20 protein-coding genes are annotated in these 23,038 nt (G+C 45.8%); 2 read left to right on the forward strand and 18 right to left on the reverse strand.

Features of this window, described 5'->3' with window-relative positions:
* Positions 1-3 precede the first annotated feature (3 nt).
* From mnhG to mbhE, 7 genes are read right to left on the reverse strand one after another with little or no spacing between them, the layout of a single operon-like run.
* Positions 4-348 (reverse strand): monovalent cation/H(+) antiporter subunit G, encoded by a 345-nt coding sequence (gene mnhG / locus ACJJH9_RS02515; RefSeq protein ID WP_252083287.1) that lies wholly within the window; start codon positions 346-348, stop codon positions 4-6.
* Positions 335-670 (reverse strand): cation:proton antiporter, encoded by a 336-nt coding sequence (locus ACJJH9_RS02520; protein ID WP_252083286.1) that lies wholly within the window; start codon positions 668-670, stop codon positions 335-337. The genes mnhG and ACJJH9_RS02520 overlap by 14 nt, the downstream gene beginning before the upstream one ends.
* Complete coding sequence (locus ACJJH9_RS02525; protein WP_252083285.1) at positions 670-1,143, reverse strand: Na+/H+ antiporter subunit E; 474 nt, start codon at positions 1,141-1,143, stop codon at positions 670-672. The genes ACJJH9_RS02520 and ACJJH9_RS02525 overlap by 1 nt, the downstream gene beginning before the upstream one ends.
* A gap of 2 nt (positions 1,144-1,145) precedes the next feature.
* Positions 1,146-2,666, reverse strand: a complete 1,521-nt coding sequence (locus tag ACJJH9_RS02530; RefSeq protein WP_444887177.1) for a Na+/H+ antiporter subunit D — start codon at positions 2,664-2,666, stop codon at positions 1,146-1,148.
* Complete coding sequence (locus ACJJH9_RS02535) at positions 2,663-3,037, reverse strand: Na+/H+ antiporter subunit C (RefSeq protein ID WP_444924183.1); 375 nt, start codon at positions 3,035-3,037, stop codon at positions 2,663-2,665. Before ACJJH9_RS02535 ends, ACJJH9_RS02530 begins: the two co-directional genes overlap by 4 nt.
* 1 nt (position 3,038) lies before the next feature.
* Positions 3,039-3,458 carry a Na+/H+ antiporter subunit B gene (locus ACJJH9_RS02540; RefSeq protein WP_444924184.1) on the reverse strand — a complete coding sequence of 140 codons (420 nt, stop codon included), beginning with the start codon at positions 3,456-3,458 and terminating at the stop codon, positions 3,039-3,041.
* Positions 3,455-5,740 carry a hydrogen gas-evolving membrane-bound hydrogenase subunit E gene (gene mbhE, locus ACJJH9_RS02545; protein WP_444899845.1) on the reverse strand — a complete coding sequence of 762 codons (2,286 nt, stop codon included), beginning with the start codon at positions 5,738-5,740 and terminating at the stop codon, positions 3,455-3,457. Before mbhE ends, ACJJH9_RS02540 begins: the two co-directional genes overlap by 4 nt.
* A gap of 507 nt (positions 5,741-6,247) precedes the next feature.
* Here mbhE and ACJJH9_RS02550 point away from each other — a divergent pair.
* Positions 6,248-7,390 carry a flavohemoglobin expression-modulating QEGLA motif protein gene (locus tag ACJJH9_RS02550; protein WP_444924185.1) on the forward strand — a complete coding sequence of 381 codons (1,143 nt, stop codon included), beginning with the start codon at positions 6,248-6,250 and terminating at the stop codon, positions 7,388-7,390.
* A gap of 24 nt (positions 7,391-7,414) precedes the next feature.
* Here the strand turns inward: ACJJH9_RS02550 and ACJJH9_RS02555 are convergent, their stop codons facing one another.
* From ACJJH9_RS02555 to ACJJH9_RS02605, 11 genes are all read right to left on the reverse strand, one after another.
* On the reverse strand, positions 7,415-8,110 hold the full coding sequence (locus tag ACJJH9_RS02555; protein WP_444924186.1) for a pirin family protein: 696 nt from the start codon (positions 8,108-8,110) through the stop codon (positions 7,415-7,417).
* Between the two features lie 227 nt (positions 8,111-8,337).
* Positions 8,338-9,234 (reverse strand): LysR family transcriptional regulator, encoded by an 897-nt coding sequence (locus ACJJH9_RS02560; protein ID WP_444924187.1) that lies wholly within the window; start codon positions 9,232-9,234, stop codon positions 8,338-8,340.
* 635 nt (positions 9,235-9,869) lie between these two features.
* Positions 9,870-10,841, reverse strand: a complete 972-nt coding sequence (locus ACJJH9_RS02565; RefSeq protein WP_444924188.1) for a glutathione S-transferase family protein — start codon at positions 10,839-10,841, stop codon at positions 9,870-9,872.
* A gap of 78 nt (positions 10,842-10,919) precedes the next feature.
* Positions 10,920-11,351, reverse strand: coding sequence for a DoxX family protein (locus tag ACJJH9_RS02570; RefSeq protein ID WP_444924189.1), 432 nt, complete (start codon positions 11,349-11,351; stop codon positions 10,920-10,922).
* A 162-nt stretch (positions 11,352-11,513) separates the two neighbouring features.
* Complete coding sequence (locus ACJJH9_RS02575) at positions 11,514-12,251, reverse strand: OmpW/AlkL family protein (protein WP_444924190.1); 738 nt, start codon at positions 12,249-12,251, stop codon at positions 11,514-11,516.
* A gap of 262 nt (positions 12,252-12,513) precedes the next feature.
* Positions 12,514-13,776: a hypothetical protein gene (locus ACJJH9_RS02580; RefSeq protein ID WP_444924191.1), complete on the reverse strand. Its 1,263-nt coding sequence runs from the start codon at positions 13,774-13,776 to the stop codon at positions 12,514-12,516.
* A gap of 45 nt (positions 13,777-13,821) precedes the next feature.
* The gene (locus tag ACJJH9_RS02585; protein ID WP_444924192.1) at positions 13,822-14,586 is read right to left on the reverse strand and encodes a hypothetical protein; all 765 of its coding nucleotides are present in this window, start codon (positions 14,584-14,586) and stop codon (positions 13,822-13,824) included.
* A gap of 1,238 nt (positions 14,587-15,824) precedes the next feature.
* Positions 15,825-18,845: a DUF2339 domain-containing protein gene (locus ACJJH9_RS02590; RefSeq protein WP_444924193.1), complete on the reverse strand. Its 3,021-nt coding sequence runs from the start codon at positions 18,843-18,845 to the stop codon at positions 15,825-15,827.
* A gap of 75 nt (positions 18,846-18,920) precedes the next feature.
* On the reverse strand, positions 18,921-19,109 hold the full coding sequence (locus tag ACJJH9_RS02595) for a DUF4166 domain-containing protein (protein WP_444924194.1): 189 nt from the start codon (positions 19,107-19,109) through the stop codon (positions 18,921-18,923).
* Positions 19,025-19,483 carry a DUF4166 domain-containing protein gene (locus ACJJH9_RS02600; protein ID WP_444924195.1) on the reverse strand — a complete coding sequence of 153 codons (459 nt, stop codon included), beginning with the start codon at positions 19,481-19,483 and terminating at the stop codon, positions 19,025-19,027. The genes ACJJH9_RS02595 and ACJJH9_RS02600 overlap by 85 nt, the downstream gene beginning before the upstream one ends.
* A gap of 50 nt (positions 19,484-19,533) precedes the next feature.
* Complete coding sequence (locus tag ACJJH9_RS02605; RefSeq protein ID WP_444924196.1) at positions 19,534-19,893, reverse strand: hypothetical protein; 360 nt, start codon at positions 19,891-19,893, stop codon at positions 19,534-19,536.
* A gap of 378 nt (positions 19,894-20,271) precedes the next feature.
* On the opposite strand from ACJJH9_RS02605, the gene ACJJH9_RS02610 reads away from it, so the two are divergent.
* A complete protein-coding gene (locus tag ACJJH9_RS02610; RefSeq protein ID WP_444924197.1) occupies positions 20,272-22,836 on the forward strand; it encodes an LVIVD repeat-containing protein in 2,565 nt (854 codons plus the stop codon).
* Positions 22,837-23,038 lie beyond the last annotated feature (202 nt).

Raw genomic sequence — 23,038 nt, forward strand, 5'->3', positions numbered from 1 at the left:
GATCTACTTTAAGTCCCTCTTCGGGTTTTTGAAGCGGGGACTGGCGGTCCTGCCTCGCCACATAGGGGTGCCTACCCGATAGGCTGCTCGCGCAATCATATGCACCCCGATGGGCACAGTGAAGAGCAAAAATAGCAGCGCCGCCACTGCGCGTGCGGTTACCTGGGTATCGTGGAACATTGCGGCAACGCCCCCCAGTAACAATCCGCAGCACAGGGTGGCGGCTTTGCCCGAAGTGCTCATGCGAGTGTAGAAATCCGGCATCCGTAACAAACCCAAAGCCGCACTAAAACCGAATAGGCTGCCTACTAGCAAAAGGGTAGCAATAAAAACCTCATCGAATACCACTGCCACCTCCCTCTTGTAATACGGTCTTTTTTCCGCTTTTCTCGATAAAGCGGGCGAAGGCGACACTCACCAGGAAGGCTACCAGTGCCAGGGCAATGGCCGCACTCAGATAGGCTGGCTCTCCCGAGGCAATCGCTAACAGAGCGCAATAGGCCACTGCAAGAATATTCAGCACATCGAGGGCTACAACCCGGTCTGCCAGTGTTGGACCAAGAAAAATTCGCATAAAACACATGGCCAGAGCCAGTAATAAAATGAGTGATGAGACATTAATGGCCGCTACGATTAGCGGCGCGTTGATATCAACGATAGTACTGTGCATCAGGAAAACGCCTCCCGCACGCGTTTCTCAAATCCCAGATGAATTTCCTCACGAAAAATATCTGGGTCATCAACGAACATAGTGTGTACTAAAAATTCAGAGTTATCCGGAGTGATTTCCAGAACTACCGTTCCCGGTGTGAGTGATATTAAATTCGCCAGTATAAAAATCTGGGTTTGATCGGTTATTTCTAGAGGTAGCCGCACTACCTGTGGACGGCTTTGTAATTTTGGTGAGAACACCTCCAAGACTGCACGTAAACTTGAAAGTACAAGTTCTTGTAGGAAAAAACTGCCTAGGCGGATTAGACGAGGTAGACGCTGGAAATACTTGGTTCCCTCAGGGATCTTGGGCGAAACTCGCAATGCCAGATAACCGACAAAATAACCAAAACAAAAGTTTGTCAGTGTCGCATTACCGGTAAGGGCCGACCAGCTAATGGCCAATATTAAATTGAGTAAAAATACGCGCATAATTAGTGGTTCCCCGCGTATTGGGTTTCCATTCCCAGTACCGCCTCAATGTAATCACTTGGATTCAACAATTCCCCTGCCGCGGCCAGTGAGTACTCGATAAAAGGGCCCGGTGCCAGCCCGAGCACTAGAGTGATCAGGGCCAGTAATGCCACCGGCAGCAGGCGCTGGTAGCGCTCCTGCTGGGGAATATTCTTTAAACTCTGACAATAGTCCTTCGGGTGATCCTTTAAAAAAGCTTCCGCCCAAATTTTGCTCATGGAAAACAGGGTCAGGGCCCCGGTAATTAAGGCTACGGCCACAACCCAGTAAGCGTCCAGATCTAGGCTTGCCTTCAATAGCAATAGTTTGGCCCAGAAACCTGACAACGGTGGAAAACCGGCCAGGCTGAAGGCGGCGATAAAGAAAAAAACAGAAAGCAGTGGACTGGCCCGATAGAGGCCTCCAATCTGGCTTAATTCGTAACTGCCTGTCAGGCGTTTGGCTGTACCACTGATAAGAAATAAATTGGTTTTGGCGACGATATTATGAATGGTATAAAAGATCGCTCCGGCCAATGCCAGTGGTGTATCGAGCGCCAAGCCTAGTACCAAGAAGCCAATCTGGCTGATGATATGGAATGCGAGAATTTTACGAAATTCATAATGTGCAGCTGCGCCCAATACGCCGGTGAGCATGGTCAATAATGCAGTACCCAGCAAAATAGTGTGGGGGAACTCCAGCTCACTGGGAAAAATCAGAGTGAAGGTACGGATTAAAGCGTAAACCCCTACCTTTGTAAGCAGGCCGGCAAAAACTGCGGTCACTGTGACAGGTGGTGCATGATAAGAGGCGGGCAGCCAAAAAAATAATGGAAAAATGGCAGCCTTAATACCAAAGGCACAGATAAATAACACCGCCAGAGCAGAAACAGCAGTGGGGTTATCCACAGTGGCTAAAGAGACATGCAGCTGGGCCATGTTCAAAGTGCCTGTCAGCCCATAGGTCATACCGATAGAGGTCAGCATTAGCAATGTGGAAACTAGGTTAAGTGCTACATATTTAATTCCGCCATCCAGTTGAATACGATCTCCACCAAGCACCAGCAATGCGAAAGAGGCAATTAGCATTACCTCAAACCAGACATACAGATTAAATAAATCTCCAGTAATAAAACTACCGCAAACTCCGGCCAGTAATAATTGGAAGAAACTATGAAAGCCCAGTTTAACCCGGTATTTCCTGATATCGGAAAGGGAAAAGACCGATACACAGAGTCCAACGATACCGCTAATTAGTAGCATAATGGCGCTCAGCCGATCTGCGACTAAGGTGATACCGAATGGCGCAGCCCAATCTCCCATCTGTGCCGCACGGGTGCCGCCTGTTTCCACCAAGTACAGAATGATAAAGGTCACACCGAGTAGAAGTGTGCAGCCAAAGACAGAAATAGCACCACACAGGCGCTTTCGTCCTCGCGCCGGAAAAGTGGCGAGTGCGGTAAGGATTGGTACTAAAAAGGGTAGGGCCAGTAACCAGCTCAAGGGGATTTATCCCTCTTGGGCAAAACCGGCTCGGCAATACGCATCGAATCCACATCCAGGGTGCCGAGTACTTTATAGGCCTGAGCAATCAGGGCCAGAGCAAAGGCCAGTAGGCCAAAGCCAATCACAATGGCGGTAAGGATTAATGCCTGAGGCAAGGGGTTGGAAATTGGCCCAGGAGCAACTTCCATGCCTTTTGGAATTAAGGGAGGGGCGGCGCGAGTGATGCGCCCCGCGACAAATATTGCCAAGTTGGCGGCATTACTAATGAGTATCAGCCCAAAAAGATAATGTAGTAAATTTCTGGCCAACATCAGGTAGACACCGGTAGCGATCAGAATGCCAACAACGAGAGCGAGTGGACCTTCCATCTTAGTTGGACTCCTCCAGGGCAAAAATCAGGGTCAGCACAGCGCCGAGCACTGTGAAATAAACTCCGATATCAAAAATCAGTACATTGCTAATAGTGATTCCGCCAGTATTTTTACCACCGGTAATCTGCAGCCACTGTCCTGAGAATGGCGCTTCACCAGAAAAAAGGCCCAGCATTCCGGAAACTGCGGCGATGAGTACACCGCTCACAGCCAAAGTGCTAGGGGGAATCTTCAGGGCACTCTGTGCGGACTCCATACCCCAAGCGATGGCAAATAGGGCAAATGCGGAGGCAGCGATCAAGCCAGCAATAAATCCTCCTCCTGGATAATTGTGCCCACGGAGTAACATATAGATAGAGAACAATAGAATCAGTGCTACCAGTACTCGGGTTGCGGTTTGAAGTATCAGCGAATTCATTGCTTACCTCGCCGCAATTGATGGCCGAGTAGGGTGACTGCAGCCACAGCCGCAGTAAAGACCACAATAATTTCTCCAAATGTGTCCAGCGCTCGAAAGTCCACCAAAATGACGTTGACGATATTGCGGCCATGGGCTTCCGGCACCGATGCCTTCTCAAAAAACTCGGTGGTTGGGCTCTCCAGAGGTGTCTGTAATACCGCCAGTAGGCTGAAGGTGACCAGTAGACCTAAAACCGCGCCGAGGGTGGCATCTCGTGGGCGGAACAATACCTTGCGACCGGGATTAAATACCGGTAGGCGCGGCAGGATTGCCGCAACCAATACCAAGTAAAGGGTTTCCACTAGCAGTTGGGTGATCGCCACATCCGGTGCGCCAAGAAATAAGTAGATCAGGGCAATTCCCACTCCTAGGGCTCCCAGGGCACAGATGGCAATAAGTGGCTTTCGCGCCGAGCCTGCCATATAGGCCCCTCCCACGGTCAATAGCAGGGCGGCCCATTCCTTTAGGTTGAGGCGTGGCCAAGCGTATTCCATAGGAAATTGTCCACTGCGTATCAGGGCATAAGCGAGGGCCAGGGACACAGTGACAAAAATTACTGTTAGGTAACGCCGCATAATACCGTTTTGTAGTATACGGGTTTGTAGTGCGGCAAAGGCTTTGAGTAAATCCAGAGATTTATCCCATAACTGATCGGCATTGGTGGGCGCATATTTGAAATCCCAGGCCAACCAAGCACGCATGCGCCGTAGGCCCAGATACATGGTGACTCCTAAAACAAAAGTGAGAATACTCATCAGCAGGGGAATATTAATGCCGTGCCATAACTTAAGTTTAATGGTCTCTGGGATTCCCAGAACTGCACTCAGTGCCGGTTCTACCAAGCCGCCACCAACAAGATCTGGCGCCATACCGAAAGTAAGGCCCAGGCCACTCAAAATTAACGGACTAATCCACATGCCCAGTGGTGCTTCTTGAACATTGGATATATGTTGCGGCTTTTTTTTCCAGAACGGTTTTATCGCCACCATTCCCGCTACGGTTACCGTGACAGCATTGACAAAAACCGCCACTGTGGCAACCAGCGCCGGTTCTGAGGCCACTGCTAAAGCGCCTTCATATTTAAGCTCTTTGCCGATAAATCCTAAAAAAGGAGGAAACCCGGCCATGGAGAGAGCCGCCGCTGAAGCCGCAATCACAGTAATATGCATTGAGTGGCCGAGCCCGCCCAGTTTGTTGAGATTGCGTGTGCCGGCCTGTTTGTCGATAATGCCCACCACCATAAACAGCGCCGCTTTGTAAAAAGAGTGCACGATAAGAAAGGTAATGGCAGCGGCCACAGCAGCCGAGGCATCCGAGCCCAGGAACATGGTCAGGGTACCTAGCGCAATCAGGGTGGTATACGCCAGGGCCAACTTCAGATCGGTTTGTCGCAGCGCCGCCAAGGCCGCTACCGCTGCGGTAGCGGCACCCGTACAAGTTAAAATCCATTCCCAATACTCGGTATGTGCTAACACTGGATGCATACGCGCGAGCAAGTAAATACCAGCTTTTACCATGGTGGCTGAGTGAAGATAGGCACTTACTGGGGTAGGGGCGGCCATAGCATTCGGCAGCCAGAAATGAAAGGGCAGCTGTGCAGACTTACAAAAGGCGCCTATTAATATTAGTATTAAGATCGGTAAATAAAGAGGGCTTGCTCGTACAGTTTCACCGGTGGCCAATACCTGGACTAAATCGAAACTCTCTGCCAGAGAGGCGAGTAGTAGTAACCCAACGAGTAGGCACAACCCACCTAGTGTGGTGACCAGCAAGGCTTGTAAAGCAGAGCGACGTGCAATGGCGCTGGTGTTGTTATAGCTAATTAGTAGATAGCTGGAAATGGTTGTTATTTCCCAAAAAACAAATAGGGTAATTAAGTCTCCCGCCAGAACCAAACCCAGCATCCCCACCATAAAAAGGTAGAGGTAAAAGTAAAATCGGCGCAAATCAATGTCGCCGCGCATATAAGCGGCAGCATAGATAGTAACAAAAATCCCAATGCCACTAATTAACAGGGCAAAAAGGAAACTCAGGCCATCGACATAAAAACGCAGGTCAATTCCCAGCGCTTCAACCCAGGTAACGCCAAAGGAGAATTCCTTACCGGCTGAAATATCCGGCATATGCACCATTAAGATAATGGTGAAAATAGTCGGAAGCACAGGTGAGAGTAGGGATATCCATCTCCCTGGCGTAGCCTGATCGATTTTGCGACCTTCCGTGTCGCCCACTGCGCCCATCAATACATCCCCGATTGCCTCGATCTATTTTAGGAGGGAATTGGCAATAGAGCTGGCGCGGAATCTTAGTATCGAGATTATTATGTTGCTGTCGATTGGAATGCTTTGCAATTGACACGTTTTGAGTTGAATGGAAATTGCGACTAGCTACTTCTATATATACTTTTCATATGAGCCTTTTAAAAAGTAATTTTCAATCAGCTGGTTGGAAATAATTCTTATTAGAATTGTTTAAAAGCCTGGGGAGGATATCCGTCAATTACAGAATCTGAGGTATTTAGGGTCTCATATAGAATATCTCGGTGAGTGCCGGTTTATTCGACTAAAAAATTTATCTTACTTAGAGTCAGGTGCTCTTCTTAGGGTATGACTTTGCGCCATATTGCATAAATAGAAGTAGGGTAATAATTTGATGGTGGAATACCTGTTATTTATAGGCTCTCTGGGTAGTTGAACAAGATAAGAATTTCACTAATTTCATAAATAATATGCTTAAAGGATGCAACTATGGATCGGTCACTTAACGAACATCCTGAGCTAAAGATCCTAGATCTAGATTTATTTAAGTTGGTACGTGGGGTGGAAATTCTTGTGGCAATTGAGCCAAGAAATTTTCGGGCGATGAAAGAAGATTTTTTCTCGAAGAAGTTTTCCATCAATCCTCAGTTTGTATATCGTGAACAAAAAATGGACATATTTCAGCGCAAACGGCTGCTTTATGCCCTTCCAGTAGAATCCCTGCCAGATGAGGATCTGACTCAGCTATATAGCGATATTATCGAATCTTATATCGATAAATTGGATCAATTTCGCTCTGTGGGAACGGATGATTTTGTTTATAACTCCTTGCGTTACTTTGGAGAGCCCACAGATAAGGATGTAAATAATGCCAATTTTATTCTGCACTTGCCTGATGATTTGGAATCTAGTGATGATCGGTTTCTGAATGCTAATGAGATGATGCAGTATCTCAGTGACTTCGCTAATAGACAGGGTTATAGCTACGATATTCGCATCGACGATCATATGATTGCCAATGCTTTGGTGGCTGGTAGTACGATTAAAATCAACTCCCATGCCAATATTTCGGAGACTGAGGTCTCTGCGCTGGCTCACCACGAGCTGGGGGTTCACCTGGTTAGCACTCTTAACGGCCGTAGCCAGACGCTGAAAATTCTAGAGTTGGGTTGCCCAGTCAATACAACTACTCAGGAAGGCTTGGCAATTCTGTGTGAGTACCTGGCTGGATACCTCACTCTGCCAAGACTAAAAGTATTGGCCTTGCGGGTGGTTGCGGTACAATCCATGTTACAAGAGAGGGATTTTAAACGTACTTTTATCCTGCTCAAAGAAAAATATCAGGTGGAGGAAAATTTGGCCTTTACGATTACTACCAGAGTCTATCGAGGTGGTGGCTTCACCAAGGATTATCTTTATCTACAAGGTTTTCATCAGATGTTAAATGCCATGGAAAACTGTAAGGATTTTAATAACCTTATGACCGGTAAGGTATCGGTGGAATGTCTGCCTCTTGTTTCTCGGTTGATTGATAAAGGCTATCTGCATGCACCACATTTTATCAGCCCTGCGATAAAAGAACCGCAGCCTATTGATCCCGTTAAGCGGTTTATTGCCCATGCGATTAAATAATTTATTAGAGAATCTTACTTAGATTCAGTTGGCTGGTAGGTCAAACCACAGGGCCGTGATGCTATTCTTTATCGCTTTCAGTTGTACTTGTTTCTTGAATAAACCCAGGCCGTCCCCTGGGGCCAGTATAGATTTATTATTTACAATGGCCTCACCTTCAATGACATGTAAGTAGCCGGGCCGCTCATGGGCTTGTATTATAATGCTTTCTCCGGTATTTAATTGCAAACGGTATAGACTGGTATCCTGATGTATGGAAAGTGTGTTTCCGCTTCCATCGGGGGTGATAAGCGCAGTCAGCTTATCCCGTTGTGGGATTGACTGCTGTTCGTAACTGGGTTTTATTCCTCGGCGATTCGGTTCAATCCAGATTTGCAAAAATTTAAGCTGCTCCGTTTGTGAGTGGTTGTATTCCGAGTGAGTGATGCCGGTTCCCGCACTCATCCTCTGAATCTCTCCAGCTGATACGACCAAACGATTACCCTCACTGTCTCTATGTTCAATCGCACCCTGCAAAATGTAGGATATAATTTCCATATCCCGATGGCCATGAGTATCAAATCCTGCACCAGGTATAACAGTGTCATCATTGATAACACGCAGTACAGAAAACCCCATATGATTAGGGTCGTAATAATGACCAAAAGAAAAGCTATGTCTACTGTCTAGCCAGCCAAAATGGGCTCTACCACGTGCTTGTGAGGGTCTGTAATAATACATAGCCTGATCCCTATTAATAAGATTGGTTGTGATGATAGGGCTATGATAGATAATGGTTACAAAAACAAATATTGGATAAAAACGGACAAGCAATTCGCCTTAATCGAATGAATGGCCTCCAACTTAACATTCGCCTATCCCGCCCTCCCATGCTAAAAAATAGAAAGCGGTAAAGAAATATAGATTTATGGAGAAGAAAGCAGGAAAAAAATGAAAAATAAGCACTATTACTCAGAGATTGGCATCTCCAGAGTTAGTAGGCGCAGTTCTCCAATAAATTCCCGAGCCACAGGTCCAAGCTTATCCTGGTCTTTGAAGTTTATATAAAAACTGGTGGAACGTGTCCCGCCTTTTTTTAAGCGAAGCAGTTTCAGAGTCCCATCATTGAGTGAGTCAGCCACCAGTGGCATAGGCAGCCAGGCAAACCCCATGCCCTGGGTGATTAAATCTAGAGATGCACGCAAACTACCCACTTTCCAGCGTTGCTCTGCTCCCAGCCAGCCTGAATCCCGGTTTGTTTGAATCGCCGAATCCCGCACAATAATCTGCCGATAGGATTTTAGATCTTCAAATGTCAACTCACGCTTAAACTGGAGTAGTGGATGTGCATTGTGAGCCACGGCCACAAATTTGATACGGCAGATTTCATCGTTGAGGCTGTCATCCATGGTAAAGGCCGAAAGACCCAGGTCTACGAGTCCTTCCTGGATTAATTCGTTGGTACCGGATAAAACAGTATCCACAATATCAATATTGACCTGAGGGTAGACTCCAGACACTTTCTCTAAAGCTTGGAAGACTACCTTCTGTGGAAAGGCTCCATCTACCGCAATGCGTAACTCCGATTCCACCCCTTCACTCAGGCTATCAGCAATAGCCTCAATACGAGATACCTCTTCCAATAGGAACTTGCCACGACGCAGCATTAATCGACCAGCTTCAGTAAGTACTACCTTACGCCCCGATACTTCAAATAGCTTAACACCGAGTGACGCTTCCAAGTTCGTTACCGCATGGTGAATACTGGATTGGCTCTTGTGAACCACCGAGGCTGCCTGATTAAAACCGCCAGCATCTACAACGGCCTTGAACATCCGCCATTGCTCAAGGGTGGTCTTTTGCATGAGTTTTCCCTCTCCTGAGAGCCATTTCAGAAAGGCTACTTTATTCCTTGACTACACAGAATGATAGTGAAAATTATGGTGGTACTCCTGTGAAGCTTTGAAAGTCATTGTTTCTCCAGCTTGGTAAGGCGCTATGGAAGGGGAAAAACCTCGGTATCTCCTTGTATTGTATTTTTACACTTGTTGTCCCAGGGAGGAGATAATGAGTGAATTAGCGGTTTTGTTTTTGAATGCATCAAAGCTAGTCGGATGAGAAACAAGATAAGCTCTGAATTGAGTATGGTATTGCTCGTGCCACTTTTGAAACAGATATAGAGAAAAATATGAATACGCTTCTATTGATATTGAAAAAGTTAGTTGCTTTACCGTAATGATCTTGGCTAAATTTCAACGTCTTATATTCTCTGTTCAGACACGTATATATATTCCCTGGCATATTAATCTTTGTATGCCGTACATGGAAAATCTCGAAATTAGTTTTCTCAGTAATTACCTCTGTGATTTGTAAAATACTGTGGCGCGATTTATCTGTGAACATATTCTCACCTTTAGACCCCAAAGTAAAAAGGAGGCCGCGTTGCGGCCACTGTAAGGATATGTGGGTAGGTGTGCAGTAACGGCTTTTTGGGCTAGGCTTAACCTCGATTGTGAGGCTTGGTGTAATCGATATCCGGTCCCACTGGAACTATCTGAGTTGGATTGATCATTGTGTGACTAAAGTAGTAATGCCGCTTGATATGGTGAAAGTTCACGGTCTCTGCAACTCCGGGCCACTGATATAGTTCGCGCACATAATTGCTGAGGTTAGGGTAATCCTCAAGGCGTTGACGATTACACTTGAAGTGTCCGTGATAGACTGAATCAAAGCGTATAAGGGTAGTAAATAACCGCCAGTCGGCCTCAGTGATTTTTTCTCCTACTAGATAGCGTTGTTGGCCTAAAATATTCTCTACCCGATCCAGGGCATCAAATAAATTTGTATAGGCTTCTTTATAAGCTTCCTGAGTTGTGGCAAAACCGCTTCGGTATACGCCGTTGTTGATATTTTCATATACTAGTTCATTAATGGTATCAATTTCCGTTTGTTTTTCCTCAGGGAAAAAGTTCTGCGTATCCCCGCTAATTTCATTAAACGATTGATTAAACATACGGATAATTTCTGAAGATTCATTGCTGACAATAGAATTTTGCAGCTTATCCCAAAGTACTGGCACAGTAACGCGACCAGTGTAATCAGCTTTATTACGTGTATATAACTGGTGTAGGAACTGATAACCAAACAGCGAGTCACCGCTGCTGCCCTCATCGGTATTAAAACTCCAACCATGTTCAAGCATGTCCGGGCTGACTATAGAAACACTGATGTGCTCCTCCAGTTTTTTTAACTTGCGGAAAATTAAGGTGCGATGTGCCCAGGGGCAAGCCAGCGATACATATAAATGGTAACGCCCGGATTCCGCCTTAAAGCCACCTATACCGCTAGGACCTGCGCTGCCATCAGGGGTAATCCAATTGCGCAGTTGAGCAGCCTCTCGCTTAAAAGACCCACTGGAATCTTTGGTGTCATACCACTGGTCTTTCCATTGGCCGTTGACTAATAATCCCATGTTTCTCTCCTGAATCAGTATTCGTGCTAATCGGCCCTAGGGTAGTTAGGGCGAGACAAAAGTATGTTGGATAAATTATTAAATGGCTTTTTTACGCTTATCGATGCTTAAGTGCCCGGCGCCATGAGCGGCCAGTACCAGGAAGCCGCCAGCCATGGCCAGGTTTTTAAAGAACATCAAAAATTGCATCTGATCGGCTAAGTTATGGTGATATAAGGCTGCGGTTAGTAGGCTGAATACCGCAAATGCCAGGGCGGTCAGGCGAACATGGAAGCCGACGATCAATGCCAGCGCTCCGCCAATCTCAAATAAGATTACCAATGGCAGAAGGAATTCTGGCAAGCCGCCCATAGCCAAGTACTGGGCACTACCCTCATAGTTCTGAAGCTTATTCACTCCCGCCAGAATAAAGATTGCTGCCAGGCCGATACGTCCACTGAGGTCGGCGATGTCCGCTAACAGGTTTGGATTAGTACTGATCTGGGCTGTGGATAAAGTAGAACTGGTCATAGGGATGCTCCTCAAAATGTGAATAAGTGGATAACACTGGGTTTTGGCTAAGTAGTCGATGTCTTTAAGGAGCAGTTTAGTGATATTTAATAGAATGAAAATTGGTATAAATAGGCTTATTCATTCTGATAAATAGAATAATGGGGCGGCGTGCTGAGCACCTCAGAAGTGGTAGCCGATACCCAGGGAGTAAACAAATGGGTCTATATCCACATTCACCCGAATGTGAGAGCTATCATCAGCTCCAGAGCGAAAATGGATCTTTGCCTTGGTATCAATATCCAGATACCAAATAGCCGCGTTAAACAACCAGCGGCTCTCCCTGCCAAAGGCGACATCTATACCAACCTCCCCGGCAAGTCCCCAGGAGTTGTCCAGCTTGAGTCTTGCCCGTGATTCGGCTCCGAGAACTGTCTCAAAGTAGTTCTGGGCTACACGGTTGATATGCTCGCTAAAAAAATGGGTGTAATTTACTCCAACACCAATATATGGCTGCACCCAGGATTCTGTACATACCGGGTACCACTGCAACGTAAGGGTAGGAGGCAGGTGTTTGATATCCCCCAGGCGAACCCTGCCCAGAGGTTCCCCGGTATTCGGGTCTGGCAGGCCACTCACCTTAAGGTCGTGTTTGAATGGCAGTGCAGCCAAAAGCTCCAGCCCCCAGTGATCGGCGAATAACCAGGTGCCTGTAAAGCTCACGGAGTAACCAGTATCCACGTAAACTCGTGTATCAGGCAGTATGGTGCCATTTAGGCGCAGATTGTCGGAATCGTCGTTGGGAGCTACTGCAGCGGCGCCAACACGAACTATAAAGTCTCCTTTTTGGTAATCTGCTATTGCCTGGCTATTGGTTAATAAGGTGGCAAAGAGTGTTAATGCCAGTCTGAGCCGTATCATCTCTCACTTCCCTGAAAGTCCATCTGAGAAAGGGGGCTTTCAATGAGTGTAGACTTAAAAAATAGTTAATTTGGAGATGAATTAACTACCGCCCAGTGGAGATTGAGTAGAGAGAGAAAGGTGATTTGGGGTGATTTAACGAGCAATTATTATAGGAATGAAATATCTAAATACTGCCTAATTTTATAGGTGCCGGCCTATCCCGGCACTTTTCTAATGCAAAATGTACGAAATAAATTTTAAGGGGATCACACCTGGAGTATTAGGCAGATAGCTGTTCCAGCAGATCTTCATCACTCTCGTACCAATATTCATTACCACGGCCAAAGGTACTGCTTGCGGTTGCATGTATTGCTCGGACCTGACTTGTCCACTTGGTTGCCTGGGTTTTTGCAACTACAAAGGCGGCAGCAGTACAGACTGCGGCGGCTCCGATTGCGGCTGCAGTCGGGTTGTTAATGGCGGCTTGATACACGTTCGATAACATGCCCCCCTGTTTTTGAATAGTAAGGATACCTGTCTCTTTTAAGGAAACTGCTGTTACGCCAGTACCAGCGGCTGCTGCGCCGATTCTTTTAATCTCATTCCAGGAGTTTTCTCTTCCTGCAGCGGTTTTAAGATTGCGAGGGTTAGTATTACTATTTACATAGGTGAGGCCAACGACTTTGCAGAGCTTTTCCAGCTTGTCGGGGTTTGCGCCCACAGGATTAGAGAAGAAAACTTTTTGCCCGGACATTTTATTGCGCAAATTGCGTACTATTTCCTCATCTTTTGCTTCAAAACGGCTCAAAGAGGGTGTGTTCTGCAAAATTTCCAGAGCCTGCTGGAAAGTTTTGGCACCTTCACCATGAACCAACCAGTTGACGGATTCTCTGGCGCTTGCTGCCTGTTGAATCAAGGAGGTCAGGCCATCGACAGATGGAAGTGCACTGTGCTGTTTATTGTTAATCCAATAAAGTGAGTAGAAGTTGTCGATCTTAGGAATATCTCTGGGCAGTATTTCAGTCCCTCCATAGGATTTCTCAATATGCCTAACTAAGAGTTTTCCAGCAGAATCCCTTGACCGAAACTTACCGCTTACTGCTGCATAATGAGCACCATTCCACTTGTGTTGCAGATTCATTTTGTTGTAAGAAGAATCTGCTGATCTCCAGGTGCTTCCATCATATTTTACTTCGTAAACACCTGTTCCTTGATTACCAGAATCCGCTTGCAGAGAGTCATCGAAGTGGAGTTTATGGATCAATACATCGCCATTATCGATATAGTACTCGATGGCCATACCATTGCGTACTAGATAGCGAATAGTTCCGGCGCCATTGGCACTCTGGCTGCTGCCAGTATCTGCATTTAGGCTTATGAGTGCCCGCAGCAGGGTGGCAGAGTAGTAATTAGTTTGTGCCTCTTGCTTCACTTTTTCATACATAGGGTAGTGAGCATTGTTAACATAGACATCGCGGCCCTGTTTTGTGCCCATTGGGGCCATTTCAATAATTTTGGTCCAACCGGCTCTAAATGCTGGCATATTATTTCCTTATAATTAATACAGGTAGAAAGTAGAAAAAAGCTATTAAGGGGTAAAGCTAGGTGGCGGCGAGCCCCTTTCAACCACTTCAAGTGAGTCTTCTCCAATTCTGTAATCACCCTCACGCACTTTATGGTAAATCCAGGGCTCTGGGCTTCGGGTTTCACTAAAGTGTGAATTTGGACATTGTTGGGCCACGTCCGCTTTTCGCTGTTGCATGGCTGGACTCAACTCCAATTGAAGAGTCGAGTAAGTTTCAGTTATTAAATGATCCATAGCGGCAATACTATATTTAGCAGGTGCATAGCCCAAAGCACTAAAATAAACATTAATAAAGTATTGATCATCCAGTGGGGCATATAATTGGGAGTGAAAAACGGCTTCTCTAAATGGGTTTTCCCGTAATTCCTGTTCGCTGCATTTTGGATGAGCCTCGCAGTACAGCCAGTCCGTACCGTTAATATTTTTTTTCTGCCATTTTATTGGGGCAGCCCTAGGGTCCATATCCAGTTTGGGAGGGCCGTAGCGAAAATACAAATCTCTTAAAATGACCTGCTCCAAATGGTGTGGATTAAAACAGCTCATGCTCTCCGGTAAATCATCTACACGGAAAACTCTAATTACATGTTCAAGGAATCCATATTCCATGGAAACCCAGGGTGGTCCATAAAAACCCCAGTTGCGTTTTAAAATGGACTGCCCTGGCATTCTTCCCTCTTGGTACCATTTGCCGCGACTTAGATCGTCATAGGCTTCCCGGTTATAGATATCAATGCGGGGGCCATAATATTCCTCATTAATATCGGGCACGCTGTTGGGGGGCAGTGAGATACTAAAGTGGCTGCCGGACAGGTTGGCAGTCAGTGTTTCACGTTTGTCCCGATTTGGTACAAATGGCTTTTTTCTGGAGGCAAAGAGGCGTTCAAACATAGACTTGGTGGTTCCTATCCACAACGCTAGCGCTTACGGGATTTTGGCCGCCGTATTATAGTGCTAGCTATTTATTGTAAAGTGCAAACTACTTCACGTTTTTATTGTGAGGGAGTTCCTTTTTGCGGTACGTTCGTGCAGTAAGCGGGGAGGTTATGGATCAAGTATCGTTGGTGGGGAATAGTTTCTGTGAAATTTGGTAGATGAGTACCGTTTATCTTTTTGTTCTTTCATTTTTGACTGCTCGCTTCCGAAGTGTAACCAATGTTTCAATTGACTTATAAAGCCAAATACAAGTGCCTATTTTATTCGCCAATAAAATAAGCACCTTTACCCCTGCTCACCAACTGAATTTTATTGGTGCTGGATTAAGGATTGCTTTAGCAGAAGCCAGGTATGGTAAATGATCCCCAAGAAGTAAATCATCATGCAGAGTGCAATGAGAATACCTGCTGGGATAAAGGCGTCGCTTTGTTTGAACAAGCTGGAGAAATACTGGTAGTCAAAAATATTACCCTCAGTAGATAGTTGAAAAATAAAAAGGAAAAAATAGCTATACCAAATATTTGAGTTGATTTTGGACAGGTGTTTTTTCTGCGGTTCAGATATGAAAGGTTTGCCGGCCAGTAAGTACCGTATGCGATAAATAATGCAAGCTGAACAAGAAATAAATAAAAATGCAAGAAAGCTGGTTGCGAAAATGGTGTTGGCATTTTGCATGTCTAGGTTGGATAGGTACAGGAGATCAAAAATGTCGCCTTCGGTGTACACTTGGTAGATAACTAAAGTTAAATATATATAGCTAACATTTAAGAGAATATTTTCAAGATGTTCTCTTGTAGGCTTTGAGATAGAAACTTTTCTCATAGTTCTAAAAACTTCTATTTTGTTTAATCCATTGCTTGATTTGTTGATATTTTACCAGTCGTAATAATAACATCAGCTGTTTGTCTAGGGTGAGAAAGGCTAAAGTTCTTTGCCTTTGGGCTTAGCGCTCAATTTTTCAGTACGCGACCGTGATCCTACCTGAAATTGGTGGCTTGTTTAACATGTTATTGGGCGATCAAATAGAGGGTTATTTGATCGCCACAAAGATTGGAAGCTAAATAAGAATTTATTTAGCTTCTTGCTGTTAGGAATTTCTGATACTGGAATGCAGCCCCCAGCATGCACAGCCCCACCAGCATACAAACCACAATCTTTTGTATCAGGGAAAAGTCCTGCATATCCCACAGCACAATTTTTAGTGCGGCAATGCCGAACAACATGAGTGAGAGCTTCAGTAACTTTTTGGTATCAGGTTTTAGGGTTTGGAATAGTAGCAGTGTTGCATGTACCACTAAGGCAAATGATATTGCCGGCAGCCACATGGTTTCCAGTATCTGTGCCAACAGGGCAATATAAACTGGAATAGCTGTAAGGTGCAGCCCCCACAGATTAAACAGCCTTCGACCGGGCCATACGGCTCTATTGGCGAAAAAGCGCTGATAAACCAGTAGCGAAGCAATTCCCAGGGCGACCAGGTTATACAGTCCCAACATTGGCGCCTTAGCGGAATTGGCAATGACCGCTGCAACTTGCAACAAGGTAATAAACTCAAACAGGCGCAGACTCAGCATATAAAGCGGGGTCAAATGGTTGCGCAGCGGCGCTAATTGGGGTTTAAAAATATACAGACCGGCGAAGTACAGCTGGCATAGTAAAAGTGCCAGTGCAAAGTCACGGCTTAGCGCGTAGCTAATAATAAGTAGCGTTGCTGCAAGATAGTAAAAGGCCAATGGAAAGAGTGGCTTAAGTGCCCGGTGCAGGGCCAACCGCCAATCCTGGCCGACTGGCTTCTGCCGCAACCCCTGGCCGATCCACAACAGTGCCGCCATTGATACCAGCCCCAACAGCAACCCACTCAAGGCAAACCCTTGCCAGTTGGCGAACTCCTGCAGAGCACAACTGATTATTGCTACAAGGCTTGCGCCTGGGATTAAGATGCGCAGTTCCTGTTTTAATACCTCAAGCTTTAGGTGTGTATAGAGTGCCAGAGCGATAGCGCCAGACAGCCAAACGGCGATGGGGAAGTAGTCGTTGGCCTTATAAAGTACTGTTGGTAGGAAAAATATTGGCACCAGAGCGTAAAATAGCTTGCGCAAATTGAGTGCCAGAGAGAAGCCAGTGGATTGCATATCCAGGTGTTTATACAGAGCTGCAATCATCCACAAGCTAAGGAAGGCCTCTACACTAGCGATCTTTCCGTAGGGTATTTGATCGTAGAAATGCAAGTTACCCACAATCGATGCACTCGCTAGTAGTGGGATAAACAGCAGTAAGTAATGGCTGAGTCCAAACCATTCACTAAATGCTGAGCCAGTGCGCTTGCCGTGCCAGATTAAAAAGCCCATCGGTAACAAGGCAAGCAGCCACATACCCTGGGGCCAGAGGATGCCAACAGATAGCAGAAAGCTTGCGGATAAAAACACCACAAAAGCGTTATCTGCGAAAGAGGTTAAATGGTGCTCTCTAGGAGTAATCCGATCTGCGCAGTGCTGCAACAGTCGGGCTAATGCAAAGGCAGCCGCACAGAGCGCCAACCAGTTACCCCAACCAGAATCTGCGCTTAATGACAGCAACATTGGTGCGGGAGCAACTCCGCCAGCTACCCAGGTCAGAGCTTGCCACAGCATGGTAACGCCAGCCGCAGATAGGGCGATGTAACCCTCGCTTCTTACACTGATAAAACCAAAACGGGCACCGAGAAAAATCAGCAACAATCCCTCTAGACACCAGACAATCCCCAATAAAGCGGGACTGCACAACGCAAGGATGGCCAAGCCTGCCAGTAATCCACCGTGTAGCAGAGCCATACTCTGTACAACACGGGCGGAAATGCTGGTGGCGTTGTAGCCAAACAGCCAGCGTGAATAAATGGCCAGAGCCATCCAGGGTAGAAGGTTCAGCAGCCACACAATGCCCAGTGCGTTACTGTTGGGTGCCAGCGACCAGCTGATGTGGATAAACAGCACCAGGTTTGCGGCAATAATAATCAGGCGCCTTCGCTCCAGCCCTTTGGACTCTATCAATTCAGCGCTTAGTCCTCGCAGAGCGTAGTGGGCAAAACCATAAAAGAAGCCGTGTAGTATTAGTAATGGCCCCCAGGTAGATGTAGCCTCATCCAGATTTGAGACGGAAAACTCCAGCATGCCTGCGCTCAGTACCATGGTTACGATCGCAAGCTGTGGCCAGCGTATTTGCCTGGACAAATGCAGCATCGCCAGGGCGAGAGTCAATAAATAGCTGAGATAAACAAGTGCGGAAGGATCAAAATGGTTCGCCACCAAAGGCATGGTGGCGCCGCCCAGCAGTGTGACCATGGACACCACGCGTGTCTCAAACAATAAAGCCAGTAAGTAAGAGAGCCCCGTTGTCACCACCAACAGGCCGACCCCAACAGCAATAGGTACTAATTGATAGTAGGGCCCGGCAAAGTACCCACAGAGGTAGAGAAGAATCACCCCAAGCGCTACCAGCCCAGAGCCGTAGTCCGCCATATGGGGCATACGCCGGCTGAAAGTCACACCGCCAAAGGTTGTTGCAGCTGCGACTAGAAAACCCAGAGCAACCTTACCAACTGGGCCCAAATAGTTGTTAAAAGAGAACTGCAGCAAATAAGCAAAGCCAAACACCAACGCCAGTATGCCGGCTGCGGTCATAAAGAATACCGGCGCTTTACCCTGACGCTGGTAGTGGTGATAAAAGCCCATAAGGGGCTCCCACACGCGGTTGAGTGGTTCCAGGGCTGGCTCTACTAGACTGGCCAACCCTTCCTGTAACCATGGTGTGGTCGCTGATGCTTTTCTGTCTTTTTGAGACGGTGATTTGGGTTCAGCAGGTGCCGTAGTGGGGGTTAAGATTGCTGGCTGAGCTTGCTCAATGACTCGGCGGGGCTCGGTAGGTGTGCCCATAAGCAGGGCTAAATCATCCTCTAACTCAGCAGTGCTTTCTGCTAAGACTTCTTTACTTTCAGTATTGCCCCGCCTGAGTTGTGCTTCAAGGGCAGTGAGCCGCCGTTCGAAGGTCTCCAGTCGGCGCCGATTGTCCCTCTCTAGCAGGGCTAGCTCTGCTCGGAGTGATAGCAGTTCACTTTCCATAACTTGCTCTTATCGTTTTGATCGAGACTATCCTGTGCCTTTTCCTACGGCAAGTTCATAGTTAACCGCACGGGTCTACCCGAACGTATCTTCAGCATCTTCCTTTAGTGTGCCTGAGTAACCGAAGAGAAAACCCACCACCGGTAAGGAGATTTTCACCTCAAACTGGTAGAGCCCATTCACAATTGCTTTTCCAGCAGAAACCTTTGGCCGGAATATTGTTGGAATTGAGAGTCGAAAATTGACACAGAGCGTTGCAACCATTGCCAGTTGCCACCCTCAGTGGAAACCCCAAGCTGTATTTTGATTGGGCCAATGGACTCAACCCAGTAACCACCTTGTTGATAAGTTTTTACTGGGTGAAATTCTGAGGCAACGGTATGGCTGTTGGCAAATGTGCGAGACCAGATCAGTGCTTTGGCGGAATGGTGGATTTCCACAGAGAAAGGCACCTTGCCAGCCTTTGTGGGAGCCCCCAATTTGCGAGCTACTCGCCGACCAATCCAGCCGGCAACACCAGAACCAAAGCGGATATCCACCTCACCATAGAGCCTGGCACCCTTTGTATGCAGCTCTTGCAAAAGTGGATTCAGCTTGCCGAAATCCGGTCCGAACCAGTCGAGAACCACATTTCTCATTGGACTCACCCTCAAAAAATCACAGGGGGTTCCTCAGTATACAGCCATGCTTAAGCCTTAGGGCGCACCACCGCCTGCATTGAGCAGTGAATGGTTTTATCTCCATCCTGTACTAAAACCTCTGAAGACTCAGAAATCACCTGGGACACAGCCAGGTCGGACACACTAACCACCTCCATCAACTCTTGCTTACAACCAGCAATATTGGCCGCATTAGAGATAGCGGGATCGTAACTGGTTTTGTGGGAGAAACCTCTCTCCTCCTCGCCCCGGCGGTTGCGCTGAATACTCTGGTAGGCCTCTTTGCCCGCATCCACGGTATCTCCGATAACCCGGCCAGGTTTAACTTCGAGTTTCATACAGGAAGTGGTGGCGAGAGCAATGGCGATAAGGGCGAGGAATTTGTTCATTTAACGACCTGAATTTACTTGAAATAACAACTGTTGCGGGGACGTAGGATATCGTGGCTCCGCTAAATATTCCGCGGGATTTTATAGGGGTATACGGAGTAATCAAGTGGGCAATAGAGTATGCCGATTGGCAATATCTCAAGGGATATGTTAACGAGCGATAGCTTATTTATAAGTTTAGCTACTGTTCTATGATGAAAATAAATCACCTTGCAGAATACTATTTTATCGACTCTGAGCATAAATCGATCAAAATGGTACACATTGTGGAGGGAATAACACTAAGAATTTCTCAAAATTATAAATTGTTTGTTAAAGTCGCCGCCCTGGCGTTAAGTCCATAAAAAATTTCAAAATTTATTCTTGGGGGACTAATTAATGAGCAGTTTTAAGAGAGCACTTTGCTTCAGTTCAATTATTGTAATTTCCGCCTGCAGCGGTGGTGGAGGTAGTGGTGGGAGTGACGACTCAACAGTCTCACAGCAACCCCAGTCTAACAATGAAACACCAAATCCAGCTCCTGTTGCGGCAACCATACCTTCTGCAATGATTTCAGGTCCGGCGCGAGCCATTAATGGTGAGCCTATAACACTTAGTGCTGCGGGAAGTAAATCCAACAACAATAACTCCCTAACTTATCATTGGCGTAACCTAACACCTGGGGATGCGACTCTGGAGGGGGCTGATACAGATACGGTCACTTTTTATCCTAGCTATTATACGGACCCACGCCGAGGGGCTCTTTCGATTACTTTAGAACTAACTGTTAATAATGGAGAAGCAACAGATACATCGCTATTTACAGTTACTTCTACAGCAAATTTAACAGCCAATCCTTTTAAAAACTATGCAACAGAAGGCTCTTGGTTAGCACAGGAAATCTATCTAACTGATGAGCGTATTTATTTTGTCGATAATGGCAGCACTTTTATAAATCGCCCATTACCCCAGTTTGGAAAACCTATTGCTGATGCCGTATATAATGATATAAATGTCTATTCCTGGCATGAAAAGAATATAGTTCAATATGAAGATTGGGCAATAGTTGTCTCTACTAATAATTTAGAGTTTGTACAGACCGGCACCGAGGGGGAAGTATTACAAACGGCCACTGTATCAACTTCTGCCGCAGATAACGGAGCCTCGAAAGCCTTCGGTGCGGTTTATGGTGATTACCTGGCAGTAGCGTTTGATAATAGTGTAAATGGACTGAAAATTTATGACATTTCCGACCTGCCCAATGTCAGCTTGGTTAGCGGTGAGGCAAATATAGACTACCCGAAAAAGATTTTGGTTTCCGAGGGTAAGGCCATTGTTGCAAATGGCAGTAATCTTTATGTCTTTAATATATTGACTGATCCGGGAATGAGCACTCCAATTGCCTCATCTTCACTCACTTGTCATGATGTAGAGTTTTATCAAGATCAAGTTTTCTGTGTGAAAAATGATTATCTTGCTAAGTATGAGCTTGAAGAGAATGGCAATTTGACTGCAAGTCAGTCATTTATTTTTGAAAATATTGATACTAAAAACTCTCAGAATTTTACCATATCCAAAGGTAAATTCTATCTATACCTCAATACCCTGGGATTGACTACCACCTTCCCGTTAACTGAGGATATGAATATTCTACACCCTGAAGTACGTTACCTTCAGACTGGAGCCGATTATGTCACAGACAATGGAACAATCGCCGCAGCAAAGCTTTTTGGTGGAGAAGTGGCAACCATCAAAGTAGGGCAGCTTGGTTCAGCGGAATTGAATACTTTTTCAGAGGGTAAGTCTTTACGGTATCTAACAATGCCTAGTGCGAACCTTCTCGCCGCATCGGATGCTGAAGGTAGTGTCAATTTCTACGATATTTCAGATAGATTAAATCCAAAATTCGATTTTTCTATTTCTCGATCTTCATTGGACTCTCAGGTAGGTAATATTGAATCATATAAAGAAGGGGTAGTTAGCATTCCCTATAGAGGGGGCTTTGCTGATATGGACATTTCTGATGGTGATAATCCTGTTCAGTTATTCAATGCTACTCCTACTTCTAGCCGGATGTTGGACTCAGCTTATAAAAGTACAAAACTTCAAAAAGGGCACTTTACAGTTGAACAGTACCCAGCTGTAAATGATGAAGAAGACTACTCCTTGATACGTTTTTTGGTTGATGGATCTCAATGGAGTGAATTTGAAGCGCCAGGATTAGTATATGAAATAACAGCCCATGGTGACTCACTCTATATGGCTTCAAGTCAAGGCGTTCAGATCGCAGATATCTCTTTACCTACAGCGGTAATACTAAGTGAAACTAGGTTCTGTCATGGGACTATTTACTCACTAGATGTTGAGGAGTCAACTCTGGTAGCTTCCTCAGGATTAACCCTTTGTGCCGCTACATTGAATGAAAATGGTTTGCCTATTGTAGATACGACATCGGCAGTCGACATCAACGTTGGTTTTAGAGGATATCAGCCTAAAGTTGTTCTCAATGATGGACTGGCCTTTATTAATGGAAATGGTGTGACAATTTATGATGTTGGAGTTACCCGAGCACCTGAAATAGTAGGGCATTTCAGTACTTCTGGCCCTTCAAATGATGTAGAAATAATTGATAAACTAATCTATTCTGCTGACGGTATGGGTGGTTTGACAGTTATAGAAAATACATTAGATAACAACCCCAAGATTACTCAAGTCAGCGGTGACAGTGGCTCCATTACCTACGATATAAGTTGGATAACTCCAGCTCAAGGACAGTGGGGTTTAGATAAGGTTCTTTGTATTGCGGAAGTTGGAAATTGTGAAGTTGGCGAGGTAAATCATGAAAAGAAAACCGCGAAATTAATATGGGAGAATAGCGGCTTTGAAGGTGAGGCTGCTCTAAGGGTTATGGTCGGTAATGATATCTGGTTTAATTCCCAGGTAATGGTTGCTCACTTTGACTAGTTGATTATTATTTTTCCTTGATTGTTTACATAGCTTCCAGCAATCGCTGGTGGGCTATTTTGACTGGAGTGGGTTTAGAGCTGCTCTGGTCTTTTTCTATTAAGTCTGGTTGATAATTTTATAGTAAAAACTGCTTGGCCATGTTGTTGTATCACATGAAGGTAAAATTAATAAATATTAATTGGTAATTTTACTATTTTTA

This window comes from Microbulbifer mixtoriginis (SeqCode) (assembly GCF_052466715.1).

What these genes read in the sequence shown, in the direction of transcription:
- ACJJH9_RS02555 (WP_444924186.1), bottom strand. Translation starts at nt 8,110, where the DNA reads ATGTATTATTACAGACCCTCACAAGCACGTGGTAGAGCCCATTTTGGC.
- ACJJH9_RS02540 (WP_444924184.1), bottom strand. Translation starts at nt 3,458, where the DNA reads ATGAATTCGCTGATACTTCAAACCGCAACCCGAGTACTGGTAGCACTG.
- ACJJH9_RS02575 (WP_444924190.1), bottom strand. Translation starts at nt 12,251, where the DNA reads ATGATACGGCTCAGACTGGCATTAACACTCTTTGCCACCTTATTAACC.
- ACJJH9_RS02580 (WP_444924191.1), bottom strand. Translation starts at nt 13,776, where the DNA reads ATGCCAGCATTTAGAGCCGGTTGGACCAAAATTATTGAAATGGCCCCA.
- ACJJH9_RS02520 (WP_252083286.1), bottom strand. Translation starts at nt 670, where the DNA reads ATGCACAGTACTATCGTTGATATCAACGCGCCGCTAATCGTAGCGGCC.
- ACJJH9_RS02600 (WP_444924195.1), bottom strand. Translation starts at nt 19,483, where the DNA reads ATGAGAAATGTGGTTCTCGACTGGTTCGGACCGGATTTCGGCAAGCTG.
- ACJJH9_RS02570 (WP_444924189.1), bottom strand. Translation starts at nt 11,351, where the DNA reads ATGACCAGTTCTACTTTATCCACAGCCCAGATCAGTACTAATCCAAAC.
- mbhE (WP_444899845.1), bottom strand. Translation starts at nt 5,740, where the DNA reads ATGGGCGCAGTGGGCGACACGGAAGGTCGCAAAATCGATCAGGCTACG.
- ACJJH9_RS02595 (WP_444924194.1), bottom strand. Translation starts at nt 19,109, where the DNA reads ATGGTTGCAACGCTCTGTGTCAATTTTCGACTCTCAATTCCAACAATA.
- ACJJH9_RS02535 (WP_444924183.1), bottom strand. Translation starts at nt 3,037, where the DNA reads ATGGAAGGTCCACTCGCTCTCGTTGTTGGCATTCTGATCGCTACCGGT.
- ACJJH9_RS02605 (WP_444924196.1), bottom strand. Translation starts at nt 19,893, where the DNA reads ATGAACAAATTCCTCGCCCTTATCGCCATTGCTCTCGCCACCACTTCC.
- ACJJH9_RS02590 (WP_444924193.1), bottom strand. Translation starts at nt 18,845, where the DNA reads ATGGAAAGTGAACTGCTATCACTCCGAGCAGAGCTAGCCCTGCTAGAG.
- ACJJH9_RS02550 (WP_444924185.1), top strand. Translation starts at nt 6,248, where the DNA reads ATGGATCGGTCACTTAACGAACATCCTGAGCTAAAGATCCTAGATCTA.
- ACJJH9_RS02560 (WP_444924187.1), bottom strand. Translation starts at nt 9,234, where the DNA reads ATGCAAAAGACCACCCTTGAGCAATGGCGGATGTTCAAGGCCGTTGTA.
- ACJJH9_RS02610 (WP_444924197.1), top strand. Translation starts at nt 20,272, where the DNA reads ATGAGCAGTTTTAAGAGAGCACTTTGCTTCAGTTCAATTATTGTAATT.
- ACJJH9_RS02525 (WP_252083285.1), bottom strand. Translation starts at nt 1,143, where the DNA reads ATGCGCGTATTTTTACTCAATTTAATATTGGCCATTAGCTGGTCGGCC.
- ACJJH9_RS02565 (WP_444924188.1), bottom strand. Translation starts at nt 10,841, where the DNA reads ATGGGATTATTAGTCAACGGCCAATGGAAAGACCAGTGGTATGACACC.